Here is a 19,617-nt window from a genome sequence, read left to right as displayed (position 1 = left end):
CGATCCGGGACCGCCGGAAGCGCTGGAGCCTGTGGCGGTCCCGGGTCTGCGCTGCGCTTCGCCCGGGATGACAGCTTAGGTGTTCCGCCCCAACCGCCAAGCCGCCGCGAACCCCACCAGCGCCAGCGGCGTGAACGCGGCGAACAGCACTAGGCCATGGGTCGGCGCCAGGCTCAGGTCGATGCCGTGGCTGAAGCCGAGAACATTGGCCATCGCGCCCGCACCCGCCGAACCCGCCGCCCCGCCGATCAGCTGGGCGGTCGGGACGGCCGATGACGCCATGGCCTGCTCCTCGCTGGGAGCGCCGGCGATGGCGCGGCGGGCGATGAAGGCGTGGGCCAGGCCGAAGCCGCAGCCCATCACGCCGAACGCCAGGGCGATCTCGACCAGCCCGCTCCGCGCCACGGCCCAGGCGCTGGCCAGGGCCCCCAGCAGGATCACCCCCGCGCCGAGCCTGACCAGGCGGCCGTCCTTGTCGGCGGGGGTGTGGCCGAACACCATGGCGCACAGGGTCCAGCCGGCGGCGATGGCGCCGGTGACATAGCCGGCCGTCAGCGGCGAGGCGTGGTGGCGGGCCTGGATGAAGGCGGGGCCGTAGACGGTGAAGCCGATCACCGCCGCCTCGCAGGCGAAGATGGTCAAGAGGCCCAGGCCCGTGGCGGTGCGCAGGTCGGCGGCCGACTTGGGCAGCAGGCGGTCATGGGTGCGGGTGTTGGCGGCCAGCATGGCGGCCATGCCGGCGATCCCGCCGACGGCCAGGACCACGACCCAGCGCGGCGAGGCGACGATCCCGGCCGCGCCGATCAGGCTGACCCCGACGACCAGCAGGATCAGCTGCAAGGTCGGGATGCGGCTGCGGCCCTCGTCGCGCTTGCCGGCCGGCAGCATGACCAGCACCGCCCCGACGAAGATCACCGCCTGGACCACGAACAGCCAGAACGCCCCCCGCCAGAAGCCGGCGGCGGCGAACAGTCCGCCCAGCATCGGTCCCAGCAGGGTCGCCGCGCCCCACACCCCCGCCACCGCGCCGTAGACGCGCGGCCACAGGCTCTCGGGGAACAGGGCGGTGATGGCCACGTAGCACAGGGCGACCACGGCCCCCGCGCCCAGGCCCTGGATCAGCCGGCCCAGGATGAAGGTGACGAACTCCGGGGCCAGGGCGCTTATCGCGCAGCCGATCGCGTAGACCAGGCCGGTCAGGGCCGTGGCCGTGCGCAGGCCCAGGGCCATCGACAGCTTGCCCGAACAGGCGCCGGCGACGATCGAGCCGGTCAGATAGGCCGCCACCGACCAGCCGAAATACTGGTAGCCGCCGATCTCACGGGCGACGCTGGGCATGATGGTGGCCGTCACCAGGGTGTCGGCGGCGTTCAGCCAGATGCCCAGGCACAGCAGGGCGAAGCGGGGGGCGAGCGCCTTGTCGACCAGGCGCGTGGGGGCGTCGGAAGAAGTCATGTGAGGCTGCATGGCCCTTTTTGGCGACCTAGCCAAGTGCACGGGGCCAAGCCCGCTGAAGCCTGACAGCCATGCGGAGGTTGAACCGGTCGCCATGGTCGTGCTTGGGTGCGGCGTTAACCCTTTCCGCATCGCTTTCGTAAGGCGCTCCCCCGCCCCCATGCGCTACCGCGTTCCGCACAATCCGCGCATCGAGCACGAGGTTCGTCACCGCGCCCGCCTGGCCCGCTATGCCGGCCTGGTCATCCTGTGGCTGATCGTGCTGCTGATGGCGTTCGTGGCCGAGCGCCAGATCCCTGACCAGCACCTGCCGTGGAAGCCGCTCAGCGTCGTCGATCCGGTCGGCCTGGCCACCCGGGTCAAGGCGGCGCGGGCCGGGGCCGATCCCAGGCTGTGTCGCGGCATCATGAGCCGGGCCGGCGTGGTCTATGCCGAGGTCCCCGACCGCACCGAGGGCGACCTGTGCAGGATGCGCGACGCGGTGCGGCTGGAGACCGGCCTGGCCCGGTTCGAGCCGGCCGACGCGCCGCTGGCCTGCAAGGAGGCGTTGGCCCTGACCATCTGGGAGCGGCAGGTGGTGCAGCCGGCCGCCGACGAACTGCTGGGCCAGGGCGTGGTCGCCTTCCAGCACTATGGCAGCTACGCGTGCCGGCGGCAGTACGGCCTACCGGACGGCCCGATCAGCCAGCACGCTAGCGCCGACGCCATCGACATCGCCGCCTTCAAGCTGACCGACGGCCAGGTGGTCAGCGTGGCGGCCGACTGGACCGATCCGGGCCCGCGCGGCCAGTTCCTGCGCCGGGTGCGCGACGGGGCGTGCAAGGTGTTCCTGACCACCTTGAGCCCGGACTACAACGCCGAGCATCGGGATCACTTCCACCTCGACATGAGCGGGTGGAACAAGTGCGCTTAGCGTCTTCCTTCTCCCCTTGCGGGAGAAGGTGTCAGCGAAGCTGACGGATGAGGGGTTGATAGGCATGTCCGATAGGGCGGTGCGACCCCTCACCCGACCGCCTCCGGCGGCCACCCTCTCCCGCAAGGGGAGAGGGAACGCGCCCTACAGCGTCGCCGCCAGCGCGGCCAACTGGTCGGCGACGATGCCCCAGCCTTCGTGGAAGCCCATCTGTTCGTGGGCGGCCTTGTCCTCGGCGCTCCAGTGGCGGGCGACCGCGCGGTAGCGGGTCTTGCCGTCGCCCAGGTCCTCGAACGTGACGATGGCGACCATGAACGGCTTCTCGGACGGCTGCCAGGTCTCGGTGAAGGCGTCGGTGAAGACGATCTTCTTGTTCGGCACGACCTCCAGATAGACGCCCGGTTGCGGCATGACCTCGCCGTTCGGGCCGTTCATTTCCAGGTAGGTGTTGCCGCCGGTGCGAACGTCGCTGCGGACGTTAGAGACGGTCCAGGGCTTGGGGCAGAACCACTGCGGCATCAGCTCCGGCGTGGTCCAGCACTTGTAGAGCTTCTCGGCCGGCACATCGATGATGCGTTCCAGGACCAGCTCGCGGTCAGCGGGGAAGTTGGCGGTGTCGAGGGGCATGGGGTTCTCCCGGTGTTGAAGTGAACTATCGCCCCAAGGACGGCGGGCGCCCATCACCCCCGACATCGCCGCGAAACTTTTTTCGCGGGGGCTCGTTGGCCTTCGATACGAACGACAGGAGCGACCGTCATGCCCGAACGCGAGGACGCCTACGAACCCACCAGCGTCGAGGTCGAGCGCAACATCCAGCAAGGCGGCGGGGTCGGGGCCCGCGACCTGTCCCGCCAGGCCGAGCCCGCCCACGTGGTCCCCGAGGACGCCGACGAGGACGACGCCCCGAGCGAGCCGATCGGCCGGGCGCATCCGCACGAATAGTCGCTTCGGTTCCTGACCAAACCCCTGCCTTCCTAGGCTTATCGACTTTCATCTGGGGCAGGCGCCAATCCCATTGCCTTCCTGGGCCCTGTGCCCAGGATCCATGTTCGAGGCAGGTGTGGACTTTTCGGGTCCGCACGGCCGCAAGACCGTGAACTCAGCCTCAATTCCGTTGCATCTGAACCATGGGTCCTGGGCACAAGGCCCAGGAAGGCGGGATTTTTTTGGCGAGTGTGCTCAGGCTTGGCGCACCTTGACCGCCCGCGCTTCCCGCCGCACTGTGCTCCCAATTCAAACAAACGTTTAGGGAGCGCGCCATGAGCCTCTTCGACCTTTCGGGCAAGGTGGCGATCATCACCGGATCCTCGCGCGGGATCGGCAAGGCGATCGCCGAGCGGATGGCCGAGCACGGCGCCAAGGTGGTGATCTCCTCGCGCAAGGCCGGCCCCTGCGACGAGGCGGCGGCGGCGCTGAACGAAAAGCACGGCGCGGGGACGGCCATCGCGGTTCCGGCCAACATCGCCTCGAAGGACGATCTGCAAAACCTGGTCGACGAGACCCGCAAGGCGTTCGGCAAGGTCGACATCTGCGTCTGCAACGCCGCCAGCAACCCCTATTACGGCCCGCTGTCGGGCATAGCCGACGACCAGTTCCGCAAGATCCTGGACAACAACATCATCAGCAATCACTGGCTGATCGCGATGGTCGCGCCCGAGATGCGGGAGCGTAAGGACGGGGCGGTCATCATCGTCTCGTCGATCGGCGGCCTGCGCGGCAACGCCGTGATCGGGGCCTACAACATCTCCAAGGCCGCCGACTTCCAGCTGGCTCGCAACCTGGCGCACGAGTTCGGTCCCGACAATGTGCGGGTCAACTGCATCGCGCCGGGCCTGATCAAGACCGACTTCGCCAAGGCGCTGTGGGACGATCCCGAGACCCTGAAGCGCGCGACCACCGGCGTGCCGCTGCGCCGGATCGGCGAGCCGGACGAGATCGCCGGCGCGGCGGTCTATCTGGCGTCCAACGCCGGCAGCTTCATGACCGGACAAGCCCTGGTGGTGGACGGCGGCGCGACGGCTTAGGGCCAGTCGCCCATTCACTGTGAGGCGAATTAACCCGCCTTCCTGGGCCTTGTGCCCAGGACCCAGGGTTCAGCTTCAACGGACCCGAGGCTGAGTTCAGGGTCCTTCGGCCGCGCAAACCCAGAGAGTCCGCACCTGCCTCGAACATGGGTCCTGGGCACAAGGCCCAGGAAGGCAGTGGGATTGGTACCTGCCCAAGATGAATAGCGCGACGATCTAGCCCTGCAACTTCGGCGGTAAGCTTAACCCGTCCTACATCAGTTCCGCCGAAGGCTGCGCCGCAGTATCCAGGGAACCGACTTGCGGCGGCTTTTCACTTTTCTCGTCCTGATCGGAGCCCTGACGGCCGGCGTTGCGGGGGCCCAGACGGGCGCGCCCTTAGGTCAGCGGCTGGAGCAGCTGAGCCAGGAGATCGGCGCGCACGAGCTGCGCGACCCGCCGCGCGACAACCTCGACATCGAGCGGGCCGGCAAGCGCGCCCTGCGTGAACGGGGCCAGTCGCGGCTCTACGGCCTGTGGCGGGTGCTGTACGCCTACAAGAGCAACCAGATCGAGGGCCGCTTCGACGCCTGGGCCGCCCAGGCCCGCGAGGCGGCGACGCGGGACAACGATCCGGCCCTGGCCGCCCTGGTCGACCTGGAGACGGTGGCCTATCGCCACGAAACCCACGGCTACCGCGCCTTCACCGACGCCGACTGGCGCCGGTTCATGGACCGGTCCGGTCCCGACATCCGGCTGATGGCCGGGATCGAGCGGGTCCGGCACCTGGGCCAGGTCGGGCGCTGGGCGCAGGCCGCGCGCCTGGCCGCGGACCTGACCACCGATCTGGAGAAGCGCGGCCGCATCGCCCAGCCGCTGCTGGCCGAGCTGCACCAGGTGCACAGCTACACGCTGTCGGACATCGGCGACAAGGAAGGGGCCCTGGACCACATGGCCCAGGCCGCGCGGCTGGACGAGCGCGACGCCTTCTACGTCCGCAAGATCGAGCGGATCTACGACATCGCCTATACCGCCGCCGAGCTGGGCGAGCTGGACGCCGCCGAGCGTTTCGCGGCCCTGCACCACCACATGACCACGATGGACGGCGACCGGGACCTGCTGACCTGGGACCGCTTCCTGTGCGCCCGCATCGCGGCCCATCGCGAACTTCCGGCCCGGGTTCTGGCCTGCCTGGATCCGGCCGCCGCCGACCTGGTCAATCCCGATCGTCGCCTGCGGGTGCTGATGCTGAGCCAGCGGGCCCTGGCCCGGGCCCAGCTGGGTCAAGGCGTCCAGGCGCGCGCCGACCTGGAGCGGCTGAAGGTCGTGCCGGAGGCGCTGGCCCCGCGCGATCCGCACGCCGAAGCCCTGATCGAGGCCTATATCGACCAGGCCGAAGGCCGCGGCGCCGAGGCGTTCCGCAAGCTGGACGCCTGGCGCAAGACCGACACCGCCGAGGAACGGCGCGCTCACGCGCGCAGCGTGGCCGAGATGTCCTCGGCCCTGGACAGCGAGCTGCGGGCCAAGCGCGACGAGAGCCGCCGCCTGACCGAGGAGATCCGCCTGTCGCGCAGCCTGGCGCGAGCCTCGGTGGTCATCGCCCTGCTGCTGGGCGTGCTGGTCGCCGGCGGCGTCGCCTGGGCCGTCCACCAGCGCCGCGCCTCGCGCCGGTTCAAGGGGGCCCAGGAGCGCGCCGAGGCCGCCAGCCAGGCCAAGTCCTCGTTCCTGGCCGTGATGAGCCACGAGCTGCGCACGCCGCTGAACGGCATGCTGGGCCTGGCCCAGGCCCTGCGCAGCGGCCAGCTGACATCCGAACAGAGAGAACAGGTCGACCTGATCATGGACAGCGGCGACACGCTGCTGGTTCTGCTGAACGACATCCTGGACCTGTCCAAGATCGAGGCCGGCAAGCTGGAGATCGCGCCGACGGTCGGCGACATCGTCCAGACCTGCGCCCGCCTGGTCGGCGGCTACCAGCCCACCGCCCGCGAGAAGGGTGTGGCCCTGACCTTCAAGCTGGAAGGCCCACCGCCCGGCCCGCTGATGTTCGACGGGGTGCGGGTGCGCCAGTGCCTGACCAACCTCGTCTCCAACGCCCTGAAGTTCACGACCCACGGCAAGGTCGAGGTCGCCCTGGTCTGCTATCCCGAGGACGATGGGCGCATACGCGTGCGCCTGCGGGTCGCCGACACCGGCATCGGCATGAACGAGGCCACGGTCGCCAAGCTGTTCCGCCCGTTCACCCAGGCCGACGCCTCGACCACCCGCAACTTCGGCGGCACCGGCCTGGGCCTCAACATCACCCGCCGCCTGGTCGAGATGATGCGCGGCGACATCGCGGTCGAGAGCCAGGAGGGGGTCGGCTCGGTCTTCACCATCGAGATGATCGTCGACGCGGCCGAGGCTTCCGAGGTCCCGGTCTGGGAGGACGAGGCGGGCGAGGACGAGGGCGGTTTCGCCGCCCTGCAGGGCCGCCGCGTGCTGGTTGTCGACGACCATCCGGTCAACCGCCGGGTCATCCGCCTTTTCCTCGAGCCGTTCGCGTGCGAGCTGGTCGAGGCCGAGAACGGCCAGCGGGCGCTGGACGCCCTGGCGGACCAGCCGATCGACATCGTGCTGATGGACGTCAACATGCCGGTGATGGACGGGCTGGAGGCCACCCGCCGCCTGCGCCAGGATCCGCGCTTCGCCCGCCTGCCGGTGATCGCCCTGACCGCCGACGTGATGTCGGCCCAGATCAAGACCTGCCTGGACGCCGGCTGCGACGCCCATGTGGCCAAGCCGATCGACCTGCGCAACTTGCTGTCGGCCATGGACCGCTGCCTGGCCCGCGGCGCGGCGCGCGAGCTGGCGGCGGGGTACGGGGCCCTCTGATTTCCTTCTCCCCATGCGGGAGAAGGTGGCCGCCGAAGGCGGTCGGATGAGGGGTCGATAGCCCTGTAAGCCTGGCGCCCGGCCGCTACCGCCTGTCGCGGCGGAGGCGTTCTTCAACCCCTCACCCGACCCGCTTCGCGGGCCACCCTCTCCCGCAAGGGGAGAGGGGCTCTCAGCTAAACGCCACCCGCGCCGCCGCCAACCTCTCCACCGCCTCGTCCAGCGTCGCGTCCGCCTTGGCGAAGCACAGCCTGACGACGGTCCGCACCGGATCCTCCGCGAAGAACGCCGACACCGGGATCGCGGCGACGCCGAACTCGGCCACGCAGCGTTCGCAGAAGGTCACGTCGTCGACGGCGATCCCCGAGGCGGCCAGGTCGACGTTGAGGAAATAGGTCCCTTGGCTCTCCAGCACGACATAGCCGGCGGCGCGCAGGCCGGCGGTCAGGCGGTCGCGCGAGCGCTGCAGGTCGGCGGGCATGGTCTCGAACCAGGTCCGGTGGTGTTCCAGCCCCCAGGCCACCCCGGCCTGCAGGTTGGGCGGGGTGGTGAAGGTCAGGAACTGGTGGGCGGCCGCCAGGGCCCTGGTCAGGGGCGGGGCGGCCACGAGAAAGCCGACCTTCCAGCCGGTCATGCCGAACAGCTTGCCGGCCGAGCCGATCTTCACCGTCCGCTCGCCCATGCCGGGGAAGCCGATCAGCGGCCGATGGCGGCGGCCATCGAACACCACGGCCTCCCAGACCTCGTCGCAGACGGCGATCGCGTCGTGGCGGACGCAGAGCTCGGCAAGCAGGGCCAGGTCGTCCTCGGACGCGACCACGGCGGCCGGGTTCAGCGGGCTGTTCAGCACCACCATCCGGGTCCTGTCCGAGAAGGCCGCCTCCAGCATCGCCCGGTCGAAGCGCCAGTGCGGCGGGGCGAGGCGGACCAGCTTGGGCACGCCGCCCGCCCGGCGGACCAGCGGCAGATAGGCGTCGTACAGCGGCTGGAACAGCACCACCTCGTCGCCCGGCGCGATCAGCGACAGGAAGGCCGCCGCCAGGGCCTCGGTGGCGCCAGAGGTGATGGTGACCTCGGTGTCCGGATCGATGGTCAGGCCTTGCGTCCGCTCGTAGTGGCCGGCCACGGCGGCGCGCAGCTCGGGCAGGCCGCGCATCGGCGGATACTGGTTGGAGCTCTCGATCAGGGCCCGCGCGGCGGCCTCGCGTACGGGCAGGGGGCCTTGGTCGTCGGGAAAGCCCTGGCCCAGATTGATCGCCCCGTGCTGGCGGGCCAGGCCGCTCATGCGCTCGAAAATCGTGGTCGGCAGGTTGTCGAAGACGGGATGGACCATGGCGTTTGCCTAGCACGACGCGGCCGGAGCGTGGAGGCTCTAGGCAGGGGCCGCGCATTTCCATAGCCTGGCTTCAACACGCATTGGGAGACGAGTCACATGCACGGCGTAGGCTTTATCGGAGCCATCATCATCGGGGTTTTCGCCGGCTGGATCGCCGAGAAGGTCTTGAACCGCGACCACGGGTTCTGGATGAACCTGATCGTCGGCCTGGTCGGATCGCTGCTGGGCGCGTTCCTGGCCGGGATGCTGGGCATCCACTTCTGGGGCTGGATCGGCAGCCTGGTCATCTCCAGCCTGGGCGCGATCCTGCTGCTGTGGCTGCTGGGCCTGGTGAAGAAGTAGGGGATCTCCTCCCCATTAGGGGGAGGTGGATCGGCGCGAGTACGCGCCGAGACGGAGGGGGTCCGCGAAGCGGTGGTGTGTTGGCCCATTCACAGGGCCCCTCCACCGGCGTTCGCCGGTCCCCCTCCCCCAAAAGGGGGAGGAAAGATCGGGCCTACCCCGTCGCCGCCTCGTCCGCGCCATCCCCCTCGACCTCGCGGCGCATCTGGCGGGCCAGGTTGGCGACCAGGAAGCTGGGGATGTCGCCGACCGGCATCGGGCGGCCGTACAGGAAGCCCTGGAAGGTGTCGCAGCGCATGTCGGCCAGCAGGCGGGCCTGGGCGGTGGTCTCGACGCCCTCGGCCGTAACCTCAAGGTTCAGGGTCTGGCCCAGCAGGGCGATGGTGCGCAGGATGTCGGCGATGGCCGAATTGTCCTGCATCTCGGCCACGAACGAGCGGTCGATCTTGATCTTGTCGAACGGGAACCGCCACAGATAGGCCAGGCTGGAATAGCCGGTGCCGAAGTCGTCCATGGCGATCTTGACGCCCAGGGCCTTCAGGGCCGCCAGCTGTTCCAGGGTCTTGGCGCTGTCGTGCAGCAGCAGGCCCTCGGTGATCTCCAGCTCCAGCCGCGCGGGCGACAGGCCCGAGCCCTTCAGGGCGGCCTTGACCTGGGCCACCAGGTCGCCCGAGGCGAACTGGTTGGGCGACAGGTTGACGGCCACGGTCAGGTGCGCGGGCCAGGTCGCGGCGGTGCGGCAGGCCTCGTGCAGCACCCACTCGCCGATCGCGCCGATCAGGCCCCATTGCTCGGCGCATTCGATGAAGTCGGCCGGCGGCACCAGGCCCCGGCGCGGGTGCTGCCAGCGCAGCAGGGCCTCGAAGCCGGTGGTCTCGTGGGCCTGGCTGCCGATCAGCGGCTGGAAGAACAGCTTCAGCTCGTTCTTGGCCAGGGCGTCGCGCAAATCGAGCTCCAGCTCGCGGCGCTCCTGGGCCCAGACGTCCATGGCGGTCTCGAAGAAGCGATAGGCCCCGCGGCCGTCGCCCTTGGCGCGATAGAGGGCCAGGTCGGCGTGCTTGAGCAGGCCGTCCGGGTCGTCGGCGTCCATCGGGGCCACGGCGACGCCGATGCTGGCGCCGATCAGCACGTGATGGCCGCGCACGTCATAGGGCTTGGACAGGTCCAGGACGATGGCCTGGGCCAGGGCGGCCAGGGCCTCGTGGCCGGGCGAGGGCGCGACCACCACGGCGAACTCGTCGCCGCCGAGGCGGGCCACGAAGCCGGTGTCGGCCACGCAGTCGCGCAGGCGCGCCGAGGCCTGGATCAGCAGGTCGTCGCCGATCGGATGGCCCAGGCTGTCGTTGACGCCCTTGAAGTGGTCGAGGTCCAGGCACAGCACCGCGCAGCCGGCCCCGGAACCGTTCTGCCCCTTTGGACGCCCATGCTCGGTCCAGGCCTTGCCCAGGGCCTGCAGGAACGACAGGCGGTTGGGCAGCTGGGTCAGCACGTCGTAATGGGCCAGGCGCGAGATGCGGGCCTGGTCCTCGCGCGCCCGGGTGATGTCGGCGCCGACGCCGCGGAAGCCGACGAAGCAGCCGTCCAGGTCATGCACCGGCTTGGCCGACAGCGACCACCAGTGCGTCGCTTCTCCGACGCCGATCGAGACGATCACGTCGCGGAAGGTCTTCTGCTCGACGAACAGGGCCGAGAGGGCGGCGACCGGGCCGGCGGGGGCCTCGGCCGCGCCGCACAGGTCCGACATCGGCCGGCCGATCAGGGCGTCCTTGTCGGCGCCGGCCGCGGCGGCCATGCGGTCGGAGACGTAGGTCATGCGCCCGGCGGCGTCGACTTCCCACAGCCAGTCGCTGGCGCCTTCCTCGAAGTCGGAGAGCAGCAGGCTGACGACCTGCTTCTGCTTTTCCAGCTCCTCGGCGGCGACCAGGCGGTCGGCGAAGATCTTGGCGTGCGACAGGCACGAGACGCTGACCACCATGTGGCAGAAGATCAGCAGGCCGCCCAGGGCGTAGAGGATCGGGTCGTTGCTGGTGGCCAGCACCCACAGCGAGCCCACGACCATCGGGGTCGAATAGGCGATGGCGGCGGCCGGCAGGGTCAGCATGGCGAAGCCGCCGCAGCCGATCATGCCGGCGATCACCGAGGCGACCAGCATCGGCATGGCGCCGGCGAAGCCCTGCTCCTTGGGCATGGTCAGGATCGGCAGCGCGCCCCACAGCAGGCCCAGGATGCCCGCCTGCCAGGTCATGCGACGCACGCCGCGCACGGAAACGGTGCTCTTGCCGCTCTTGCGGCGCTGGGCGGCGATCCAGCCGCGCAGGCCCAGCAGGGCGTAGCTGACGACCAGGGCCGACCAGATCGACAAGGCGATGCGGTGCGGGCTGGTCAGGCCGGCCAGGCCCACCAGCAGGGCGATGACGATGTTGGCGCCCATCATCACGGGCGTCATGCGCAGAATGCTCTGCACCTGTTCGTAGCGCACGCGACCGGCCATGGCCTCGGGCACTTCGGGCAGCATGCGGGCGAGCAGGGCGGACGCGCCGCTCTGGATCAGCGTACTGGCGGCTGTGCGCAAGGCGCGGCCCTTCGATCTTCCGGAGCGAAATCCCCCGCGGAGACCATCGTTCGGCCGGGTAAATTCACGGTTAAGTTCGCGATTTCCTTGGGGCAACCTGCGGGGTGAGGGGCGTATCGAATTCCCTCTCTCTCAGAGAGAGGGAATTCGACGCAGCGCCCCTCAAGAAAAAGGCCGCCGTCCTTTCGAACGGCGGCCCAAATCTCGAAGGTCCGAGAACCCTACTCTTCCTTGACGCGACGCTTGCGGAACGACGGGTTCAGGATCTGCTTGCGCAGGCGGATGTTCTTCGGGGTCACCTCGACCAGCTCGTCTTCCTCGATATAGGCGATGGCCTGTTCGAGGGTCATGCGGCGCGGCGGGGTCAGGCGGATCGACTCGTCCTTGCCCGAGGCGCGGACGTTGGTCAGCTGCTTGGCCTTCATCGGGTTGACGTCGAGGTCGTCCTGACGGGCGTTCTCGCCAATGATCATGCCGAGATAGCACTTCTCGTTGGCGCCGACGAACATCACGCCGCGCTCTTCCAGGTTCCACAGCGCGTAGGCTGCGGTTTCACCGTCCGAGTTGCTGATCAGCACGCCCTTGCGCTGCTGGTCGATGGGGCCCTTGTACGGCTCGTAGTGGCTGAACACGCGGTTCAGCACGCCCGAACCGCGCGTGTCGGTCAGGAATTCGCCCTGATAGCCGATCAGCGAGCGCGACGGAGCGGTCAGCTGGATGCGGGTCTTGCCCGCGCCCGACGGGCCCATGTCCTTCAGCTCGGCCTTACGGAGCGACAGCTTCTCGATGACGATGCCCGAGAACTCGTCGTCGACGTCGATCATGACGTCTTCCATCGGCTCCAGGCGCTTGCCGGTTTCCGGGTCGGTCTGGAACACGACGCGCGGACGGCTGATCGACACCTCGAAGCCTTCGCGGCGCATGTTCTCGATCAGGACGCCGAGCTGCAGTTCGCCGCGGCCCGACACTTCATAGGCGTCGCCTTCGCTGGTCTCGGTCACCTTGATGGCGACGTTCGATTCGGCTTCCTTCAGCAGGCGGTCGCGGATGACGCGGCTTTGGACCTTGTCGCCTTCCTTGCCGGCCAGCGGGCTGTCGTTGACCGAGACGGTCATCGAGATGGTCGGCGGATCGATCGGCTGGGCGGGCAGGGCGTCGGTGACGTCCATGGCGCACAGCGTGTCGGCGACCGTGGCCTTGCTCATGCCGGCGATGGCGACGATGTCGCCTGCCTCGGCGCCTTCGTCGACCGGCTGGCGCTTCAGGCCGCGGAAGGCCAGCACCTTGGTGATGCGGCCGCGCTCGATTTCCTTGCCGTCGCGGTCCAGGGCGTGGATGGCCATGCCGGGGACGGCCTTGCCGCTCTCGATGCGGCCGGTCAGCAGGCGGCCCAGGAACGGGTCGCTTTCGATCAGCACGTTCAGCATCTGGAACGGGGCGTCCTTCTTGGCGATCTGCTTCGGCTCCGGCACGTGGCGGACGATCAGGTCGAACAACGGGCCGAGGTTGTCGCTGGGCACGTTCATGTCCAGGGTCGCCCAGCCGGCGCGGCCCGAGGCGTAGATGTGCGGGAAGTCCAGCTGCTCGTCCGTGGCGCCGATGGCCGCGAACAGGTCGAAGGCGGCGTTGTGGACCTTGTCCGGATCGGCGTGGGCGCGGTCGACCTTGTTGATGCAGAGGATCGGCTTCAGGCCCATCTTCAGCGCCTTGGTCAGCACGAACTTGGTCTGCGGCATGACGCCTTCCTCGGCGTCGATCAGCAGGACGCAGCCGTCCACCATGCCCAGGATCCGCTCGACCTCGCCGCCGAAGTCGGCGTGGCCGGGGGTGTCGATGATGTTGATGCGGGTCTCGCCCGCTTCGCCGTGCCACAGCACGCTGGTGCACTTGGCCAGAATGGTGATGCCGCGCTCGCGCTCCTGGTCATTGGAGTCCATGGCGCGTTCGGTCGTGGCTTCGTTGGCGCGGAAGACGCCCGACTGGGCCAGCAGCTGATCGACGAGGGTGGTCTTGCCATGATCGACGTGCGCGATGATGGCGATATTTCGCATGGACATGGGAACGGACGGACTTTCGGGAAGAATAGGGGATGACGCGTCACGCGTCAGGCGCGCGGCTTTTACGCGACTGCGCTCGATTTATCCACCCCTACCACCACGAAACACTTGTCGCAGGAAACCGGTGTCATCATCAAAGCCTTACCAGGCTTGGGTTTGCGCGGTGATCTCGCGAGAGACCGTTTCAAACGCAACAAATTGTGCACTGCAACATGCCCAAAAATAAGGCGGTTTTCAATAGCGACGTTCTGCGATCCTTACCCTGCAAAGGGTTGCGCGAATCCCCTCTCAGAAAATCGACATTGAAGTTCGTTTTTTTGCTTGCCTAATTTTGCGCCGCACCCTATAAACAATCCTGTGAGGCGGCGCTGCCGCTTCTGCCCTTCCTGGGCGTTTCCTCCCTAATGAACTGGCCCGGCGGTTTCGCCGGGCTTTTTTTTGGCCTCGAGGTCCGAGAGGCCTTTGGGGCGAGCGCGACGCGGTCGTAATAGCCTCGCAGGCGACGTCGTTTGACAGCGACCGGACGATCGGCCCACCCTTCCGGCGACGAAGCTGACCGGGGGGCGGGCTTTGAAACTTTTCATATTGGCGGCCTTTGTGGCGGCTTTGGGCCTGTCTGGCGCGGAAGCCCAGGGGCAAGGGCAGGGCCAGGCCGCGAGCGCAACCCCGCGCCTGCCGCCGCTGAAGATCCTGAAATCGCCGTCGCCCGAGGCCCTGGCCCGCCTGTTTCCGGCCACCGCCCGCCGCGCGGGGGTCGAGGGCGGCGCGACCCTGGCCTGCGTGATCCGCCGCGACGGCTCGCTGGGCGACTGCGAGGTCACCGGCGAGAACCCGCGCGGCCTGGGCTTCGGCGAGGCGGCCCGCGCGGCCATGGCCTATTATCAAGTGAGCGTCGACGGCCCCAACGCGGCGCAGGTGTCGCGGCGGCTGTCGGGGATCACCATCCGGTTCGCCTTGCCGCCGGGGGAGATGGCGGCGAAGTAACTTCCCTCTCTCCATGCGGGAGAGGGTGGCCCGAAGGGCCGGGTGAGGGGTCGAAGAAAGTATCCGCCGCGACAGGCGGTCGAGGCTGGGCGCCAAGCCGACAGGGCTATCGACCCCTCATCCGTCGGCTTCGCCGACACCTTCTCCCGCAAGGGGAGAAGGAAACCTACCGCAGCTCCGCCACGTCCAACCCCGCCAGCGTCCGGGTCAGCTTTTCGGCGTCGGCGGTCAGCCGGGCCAGGCCTTCGGTCGGCTCGCGGGTCGTCTCGTTCATATAGAGCGCGCGGTTGATCTCGATCTGCAGGGCGTGGGTGCGCCGGGCCGGGCGGCCGTAGTGCTCGGTGGTGTAGCCGCCGGCATAGGGGGCGTTGCGGGTGACGCGGTAGCCCATCGCCTCCAGCTCGCGCTCGACCAGGCCGGTCAGCTTGGGCGAGCAGGCCGCGCCGAAGCGGTCGCCCAGCACGATGTCGCACGGCCCGCCGCCCTTGGCCCGCTGGCCGCGCGCGGCGGCGGCCGGCATCGAGTGCCAGTCGATCAGGATCGCCGACCCGTGCGCGGCCCGCGCCGCCGCCAGCTGGCGGTCCAGGGCGTCGTGATAGGGGCGGTGGGCCAGCTCCACCCGGTCCTTGGCCTCGGCGAAGGTCAGCTTGCGGCCGTAGATCGGCCGGCCCTCGCCGGCGACCCGGGGGATGGTCCCCAGCCCCGCCGCCACCCGGGCCGTGCGGCCGCGGGCGTATTCGGGCAGGTCGCCGTCGAACATCGAGGGGTCCAGCTCCCACGGCTCGCGGTTCAGGTCGACATAGGCGCGGGCGAAGCGGGCCCGGATCACGCCCGCCCCCAGGGCCGGCGCCCCGGCCACGATCTGGTCGACGAAGGCGTCCTCGGAGGCGCGCAGGGTCTCGACCGGCAGGCGCGCGGCCGCGATCATGTCCTGCGGATAGACGCCGCCGGAGTGGGGCGAGGCGAACACCAGGGCCGTCGGCGGCGGCGCGCCGGCCGGCGCGGCGCGCAGCACCTCGAACGCCGGGCCGCTGATCGTCTCCAGCGGCGCGTCCGTGGCCAGGGGGTGTTTGGCCGCGATCGGCCGCCAAGCGCTCATGCTTCATCATCGAAGTCCGGCCGCGCCGGGTCAAACGGCAATACGTCGCGCGAAGCCACGAACGTCATTCGTCCACAGGACGCGACATTTAGGTTCATCCCCGATTTACGGACAACGCGCTAAGGTGGCTCCTCGATCGAAGACTTTTCTCTCCGGACACGTGACCTCATGGCCCGCATCCTCCTCGCCGAAGACGATGATTCCCTCCGCGGCTTCCTGGCCCGGGCGCTGGAACGCGCCGGCTTCGAAGTCCAGGCCTGCGCCGACGGGGAGGAAGCCGTCCAGCACCTCGAACATCCGTGGGACCTGCTGCTGACCGACATCGTCATGCCCGGCATGGACGGCATCGAGGTGGCCCGCCAGGCCGCCGCCCGCGATCCGTCCCTGCGCATCATGTTCATCACCGGCTTCGCGGCCGTCGCCCTCTCGGCCCAGGACCGCGCCCCGGCCGGCGCCAAGGTGCTGTCCAAGCCCGTCCACCTGCGCGACCTGGTCGCCGAGGTGGAAAAGATGATGGCCGCCTAAAAAGCTTCCGAAAAAGTTTTGGGGGCGGCTTGCGCCTCGGCCAAGCCGCCGCTATACCCCCACACCTTCCCGGCCGGGACGTCTTCTTGAAGGCGCTTCGGCTCGCTTCGGCGGACGCGTAGCTCAGCGGGAGAGCACTACGTTGACATCGTAGGGGTCACAGGTTCAATCCCTGTCGCGTCCACCATTCTCTCCTTTCTTTTCAGTGGCCTGTGCCTGGTCGGACTCGCTCCGCCCGGCGGCTGATCGCGCCGTCCTTCACGCCTTGCCCCACGCCTCTTCGGCGTCGAGGAAGCGCGTCGGGTCGCGGCGGCCCGCAAGCGACCGGCTGGTCGCAAAAAAGGCATTAAATTGGTATTGTCGAAGCAGGCGAATAGCCGTGCCTCAATTCCCATTAAGCCTATGAATATGATCATTAAGATGATGGAGGCGGCCGTTTTCGGCTCGCTATGACCTCTGCGCCCGGCGCCTAATGCGCGCCCGTCGCAAAAAGATCATCAGGAATAACGGGTTGTTCCCTTTGGCCGCCGCGCGCTCCGCCCTAGCTTGCCCCCGGAAGCGGCGCCAAATAGGTCTCTAAATGGTCCGCTCTTTTGTTTGTCCCGGACGTCTGACGCCGAATGGCGCGGCGGCCGGATTTATCGACTTGAGGGGATACCATCATGATGCGTCACTCGCGTACGACGGTCGGCGTCGACCGCCGGAAGGCGTTCCTTCTGGCCCTGCTGGCGGGCGCCTGCCTGACCGGCGTCGCCTCGGCCCAGACGGCCCCGGCCCCGGTCGACCCGGCGGGCGACGTCGATGAAGTGGTGGTCACCGCCTTCCGCAAGAGCCTGGCCACCGCCCTGAACGCCAAGCGCGAGGACATCCGGGTGTCGGACGGCATCTCGGCCGAGGATATCGGCAAGTTCCCGTCCGAGAACATCGCCGAGGCCATCCAGCGGATCCCCGGCGTCCAGATCTCCAACATCAACGGGCGCGGCTCGACGATCAGCATCCGCGGCCTGGGCCCGCAATACGCGATGACCACGGTCAACGGCCAGACGTTCAAGAGCGCCAACTTCACCGACGGCTTCCGCTACGACGTGATCCAGACCGAGCTGGCATCGGCCATCCAGGTGATCAAGTCGCCGACCGCCGACATGGACGCCGGCGGCCTGGCCGGCACGGTCAATATCGACACCGTCCATCCGTTCGACGTGAAGGACCGCCAGTTCATCCTGGCCGGCAAGCTGCAGAAACAGAAGCAGGCCAAGGGCGACCCGACCGGCAAGCTCAGCGCGACCTATGTCGACCACTTCTTCGACGACAAGCTCGCCGTCTTCCTGGGCGGCGGCTATCAGGAGCTGAAGGATCGCGGCGACTACGTCTGGATGGACCGCTGGACCGTCAACGGCGGCGTCTACACCCCGGCCCGCCTGCGTTTCCGCCGCATCGAGCGGGAGACCAAGCGCAGCATGATCAACGGCGCGGTCCAGTACAAGCCGATCGACGGCCTGCAGGTCGACGTGATCACCACCTACGCCAAGGACAAGACCACCCAGGACCTGCACCAGCAGGTGTTCCTGTTCACCAGCCCCTCGGCCGCCAATGTCGTGACCCTGGCGAGCGCCAACAACACCGCGACCAAGACGCAGATCAACAACTTCCGCCTCGAGAACAACCACCAGTTCGAGAACCGCCCGCAATCGACCGGCGCCTTCACGACGGACGTCCACTGGACCGGTTGGGACAAATGGGACCTGAAGGGGACGGCCCACTATTCGCGCGGCCACGCGATCTTCAACGAAGAGGCCGCGATCCTGGGCGTGGTCGTGCCCAGCGCGACGCTGGACATCGGCGACCCCAAGAACATCGTCTTCACCACCTCGAACGCCCTGACCGACGCCGCCCAGTACGCGCCGGCCAACCTGTTCCGGAACACCTATCCGACCGGCGCCTACCGGACGGTCGACTCTTATGAAGAGGCCGCCCAGTTCGATGTGAAGCGCTACATCGACTACGGGGTCCTGGAGTCGATCGTGGTCGGGGCCAAGACCCGCCACGAGGTGCTCAAGCGCCACGTCAACCGCTTCGATCGCCAGGACCAGAGCGTCCCGGTCGCCTACGCCCCCAGCCTGGCCAAGACCGGCATCGCCGTCTCCGACTTCCTGGATGGCGGCATGACCCTGCCGGGCAGCTGGATCTCGCCCAGCATCCAGGCCTATCGCGACGCCCTGACCCAGGAAGGCTTCAAGGTCTACGAGGCCTTCGACCCGCTGGGCAGCTACAATGTCGATCGCGACCTGACCTCGCTCTATGCGATGGCCAATCTGAAGGGCGAGATCTTCTCGCTGCCGTTCCGCGGCAATGTGGGCGTGCGCCGCGAGAGCACCGACCAGACCGTCAACGGCTTCGTCGGCGGCGCGGCCAACCCGCAGAACACCGAGGTGCGCCTGGTCAGCGGCCGCTATTCGACGCCGAAGTCCTACGACAACACCCTGCCGTCGGCCAATTTCAGCGTCGACCTGACCGACACCCTGCTGCTGCGCTTCGCCGCCGCCAAGGTGCTGGTCCGCCCGATCATCGACTCCAGCAACCAGCTGGCCACCACCGTCACCACCACCACCGACAGCACCGGCAAGCGGGTCAACACCATCGCCCTGGGCCAGGGCTCGCTGAACCCGCTGACCGCCGACCAGATCGACGTCGGCCTGGAGTGGTACTACGGCAAGGGCAACGGGCTGAGCGCCGGCTTCTTCACCAAGAAGGTCAAGAACGGCACCTTCACCACCGTGATCTGCCCCACCACCTACGAAGGCGTCAGCCTGTCGAAGGACGCCAGCGGCGTCTGCGTCTCCAGCGCCGGCGACACCTATTCGATCACCGAGACGCAGAACGACACGCGCGAAGTGACGATCAAGGGCTACGAGCTGAACTGGCAGCAGTCGCTGGACGCCTGGCTGCCGATCGCCGGCTTCGGCCTCGTGGCCAACTACACCCACGTCAGCCCGGCGACCTCGACCACCGGCTTCAAGCTGGCCAACCTGTCGGAGCACACGGCCAACGGCACGGTCTATTGGGAAAACCAGACCTTCAGCGCCCGCCTGTCGGCCAACTATCGCAGCGCCTATGACCAGACCTCGGTGGAGAGCTTCTTCGCCGGGCCGCTGGGCCATACGGTCGCCTCGCGCACCCAGTTCGACCTGAACCTCGGCTACAACATCAACGAGAAGCTCAGCCTGTCCTTCGCGGCGATGAACCTCAACAACGCCGAGGAGAAGGCCTATCTGATCGACAAGAGCCGCTGGCAGATGAGCTCGTCGACCGGGCCCAGCTACTATCTGTCGTTCCAGTACAAGATGTAGCCAGGCGGCTTGCGCGCGCGCCGGGCGAGGCCTCGCCCGGCGCGCTCACAAGCGTCCCGCCACCAAACCCCCGTCTCCGGCGTTGAAGCCCAGCGACACGCTGGAGGCGA

Annotated in this window: 14 protein-coding genes, 1 tRNA gene and 1 pseudogene; 10 read left to right on the top strand and 6 right to left on the bottom strand. The window is 68.4% G+C overall.

Annotated features, from left to right (window positions below; all coding sequences use genetic code 11):
* Positions 1 to 75: 75 nt before the first annotated feature.
* A complete protein-coding gene (locus tag ASC70_RS07035; protein WP_082539892.1) occupies positions 76 to 1,455 on the bottom strand; it encodes an MFS transporter in 1,380 nt (459 codons plus the stop codon).
* A 160-nt stretch (positions 1,456 to 1,615) separates the two neighbouring features.
* Between ASC70_RS07035 and ASC70_RS07030 the strand changes: the two genes are divergently transcribed.
* Positions 1,616 to 2,368: an extensin family protein gene (locus ASC70_RS07030; RefSeq protein ID WP_056047998.1), complete on the top strand. Its 753-nt coding sequence runs from the start codon at positions 1,616 to 1,618 to the stop codon at positions 2,366 to 2,368.
* 144 nt (positions 2,369 to 2,512) lie between these two features.
* Here the strand turns inward: ASC70_RS07030 and ASC70_RS07025 are convergent, their stop codons facing one another.
* On the bottom strand, positions 2,513 to 2,995 hold the full coding sequence (locus ASC70_RS07025; protein ID WP_056047995.1) for an SRPBCC family protein: 483 nt from the start codon (positions 2,993 to 2,995) through the stop codon (positions 2,513 to 2,515).
* A gap of 129 nt (positions 2,996 to 3,124) precedes the next feature.
* Here ASC70_RS07025 and ASC70_RS07020 point away from each other — a divergent pair, with 129 nt between their 5' ends.
* From ASC70_RS07020 to ASC70_RS25930, 4 genes and pseudogenes are all read left to right on the top strand, one after another.
* Entirely contained in the window at positions 3,125 to 3,310 is a 186-nt protein-coding gene (locus ASC70_RS07020) for a hypothetical protein (RefSeq protein ID WP_047408186.1), read from the top strand.
* A gap of 317 nt (positions 3,311 to 3,627) precedes the next feature.
* A complete protein-coding gene (locus ASC70_RS07015; protein WP_056047993.1) occupies positions 3,628 to 4,392 on the top strand; it encodes an SDR family oxidoreductase in 765 nt (254 codons plus the stop codon).
* A 300-nt stretch (positions 4,393 to 4,692) separates the two neighbouring features.
* A complete protein-coding gene (locus ASC70_RS07010) occupies positions 4,693 to 7,245 on the top strand; it encodes a response regulator (RefSeq protein ID WP_056047991.1) in 2,553 nt (850 codons plus the stop codon).
* A gap of 94 nt (positions 7,246 to 7,339) precedes the next feature.
* A pseudogene (locus ASC70_RS25930) lies at positions 7,340 to 7,423 on the top strand (hypothetical protein); the annotation flags it as partial.
* Here ASC70_RS25930 and ASC70_RS07005 read toward each other — a convergent pair.
* Positions 7,418 to 8,578 (bottom strand): aminotransferase, encoded by a 1,161-nt coding sequence (locus ASC70_RS07005; RefSeq protein ID WP_056047988.1) that lies wholly within the window; start codon positions 8,576 to 8,578, stop codon positions 7,418 to 7,420. The pseudogene ASC70_RS25930 and the gene ASC70_RS07005 overlap by 6 nt on opposite strands.
* Positions 8,579 to 8,677: 99 nt before the next feature.
* Between ASC70_RS07005 and ASC70_RS07000 the strand changes: the two genes are divergently transcribed.
* A complete protein-coding gene (locus tag ASC70_RS07000; protein ID WP_056047986.1) occupies positions 8,678 to 8,923 on the top strand; it encodes a GlsB/YeaQ/YmgE family stress response membrane protein in 246 nt (81 codons plus the stop codon).
* A gap of 154 nt (positions 8,924 to 9,077) precedes the next feature.
* Here the strand turns inward: ASC70_RS07000 and ASC70_RS06995 are convergent, their stop codons facing one another.
* Together ASC70_RS06995 and typA are read right to left on the bottom strand one after the other, a co-directional pair.
* Positions 9,078 to 11,495, bottom strand: a complete 2,418-nt coding sequence (locus tag ASC70_RS06995; RefSeq protein ID WP_082539832.1) for a bifunctional diguanylate cyclase/phosphodiesterase — start codon at positions 11,493 to 11,495, stop codon at positions 9,078 to 9,080.
* Between the two features lie 221 nt (positions 11,496 to 11,716).
* On the bottom strand, positions 11,717 to 13,552 hold the full coding sequence (gene typA / locus ASC70_RS06990) for a translational GTPase TypA (RefSeq protein WP_047408173.1): 1,836 nt from the start codon (positions 13,550 to 13,552) through the stop codon (positions 11,717 to 11,719).
* 597 nt (positions 13,553 to 14,149) lie between these two features.
* On the opposite strand from typA, the gene ASC70_RS06985 reads away from it, so the two are divergent.
* Positions 14,150 to 14,536: an energy transducer TonB gene (locus ASC70_RS06985; RefSeq protein ID WP_369815093.1), complete on the top strand. Its 387-nt coding sequence runs from the start codon at positions 14,150 to 14,152 to the stop codon at positions 14,534 to 14,536.
* A 166-nt stretch (positions 14,537 to 14,702) separates the two neighbouring features.
* Here ASC70_RS06985 and ASC70_RS06980 read toward each other — a convergent pair whose 3' ends face one another.
* Positions 14,703 to 15,635 carry an N-formylglutamate amidohydrolase gene (locus tag ASC70_RS06980; RefSeq protein WP_056047981.1) on the bottom strand — a complete coding sequence of 311 codons (933 nt, stop codon included), beginning with the start codon at positions 15,633 to 15,635 and terminating at the stop codon, positions 14,703 to 14,705.
* A gap of 168 nt (positions 15,636 to 15,803) precedes the next feature.
* Between ASC70_RS06980 and cpdR the strand changes: the two genes are divergently transcribed.
* From cpdR to ASC70_RS06965, 3 genes are all read left to right on the top strand, one after another.
* Positions 15,804 to 16,160 carry a cell cycle two-component system response regulator CpdR gene (cpdR, locus tag ASC70_RS06975; RefSeq protein WP_004616083.1) on the top strand — a complete coding sequence of 119 codons (357 nt, stop codon included), beginning with the start codon at positions 15,804 to 15,806 and terminating at the stop codon, positions 16,158 to 16,160.
* A 112-nt stretch (positions 16,161 to 16,272) separates the two neighbouring features.
* Positions 16,273 to 16,347: transfer RNA gene (locus tag ASC70_RS06970), tRNA-Val, on the top strand.
* Between the two features lie 478 nt (positions 16,348 to 16,825).
* On the top strand, positions 16,826 to 19,507 hold the full coding sequence (locus ASC70_RS06965) for a TonB-dependent receptor (RefSeq protein WP_056048502.1): 2,682 nt from the start codon (positions 16,826 to 16,828) through the stop codon (positions 19,505 to 19,507).
* The last annotated feature ends 110 nt before the right edge of the window (positions 19,508 to 19,617 follow it).

Source organism: Caulobacter sp. Root343 (assembly GCF_001425745.1).
Taxonomy (GTDB): domain Bacteria; phylum Pseudomonadota; class Alphaproteobacteria; order Caulobacterales; family Caulobacteraceae; genus Caulobacter.
Note: the sequence above shows the minus strand (reverse complement) of the source record. Positions and strands in the feature narration are given on the sequence as shown.

Excerpts from the sequence above, each read along its gene's own strand:
- ASC70_RS07035 (WP_082539892.1), bottom strand. The coding sequence starts at position 1,455 with ATGACTTCTTCCGACGCCCCCACGCGCCTGGTCGACAAGGCGCTCGCC.
- ASC70_RS07030 (WP_056047998.1), top strand. The coding sequence starts at position 1,616 with ATGCGCTACCGCGTTCCGCACAATCCGCGCATCGAGCACGAGGTTCGT.
- ASC70_RS07025 (WP_056047995.1), bottom strand. The coding sequence starts at position 2,995 with ATGCCCCTCGACACCGCCAACTTCCCCGCTGACCGCGAGCTGGTCCTG.
- ASC70_RS07020 (WP_047408186.1), top strand. The coding sequence starts at position 3,125 with ATGCCCGAACGCGAGGACGCCTACGAACCCACCAGCGTCGAGGTCGAG.
- ASC70_RS07015 (WP_056047993.1), top strand. The coding sequence starts at position 3,628 with ATGAGCCTCTTCGACCTTTCGGGCAAGGTGGCGATCATCACCGGATCC.
- ASC70_RS07005 (WP_056047988.1), bottom strand. The coding sequence starts at position 8,578 with ATGGTCCATCCCGTCTTCGACAACCTGCCGACCACGATTTTCGAGCGC.
- ASC70_RS07000 (WP_056047986.1), top strand. The coding sequence starts at position 8,678 with ATGCACGGCGTAGGCTTTATCGGAGCCATCATCATCGGGGTTTTCGCC.
- typA (WP_047408173.1), bottom strand. The coding sequence starts at position 13,552 with ATGTCCATGCGAAATATCGCCATCATCGCGCACGTCGATCATGGCAAG.
- ASC70_RS06980 (WP_056047981.1), bottom strand. The coding sequence starts at position 15,635 with ATGAGCGCTTGGCGGCCGATCGCGGCCAAACACCCCCTGGCCACGGAC.
- cpdR (WP_004616083.1), top strand. The coding sequence starts at position 15,804 with ATGGCCCGCATCCTCCTCGCCGAAGACGATGATTCCCTCCGCGGCTTC.
- ASC70_RS06965 (WP_056048502.1), top strand. The coding sequence starts at position 16,826 with ATGCGTCACTCGCGTACGACGGTCGGCGTCGACCGCCGGAAGGCGTTC.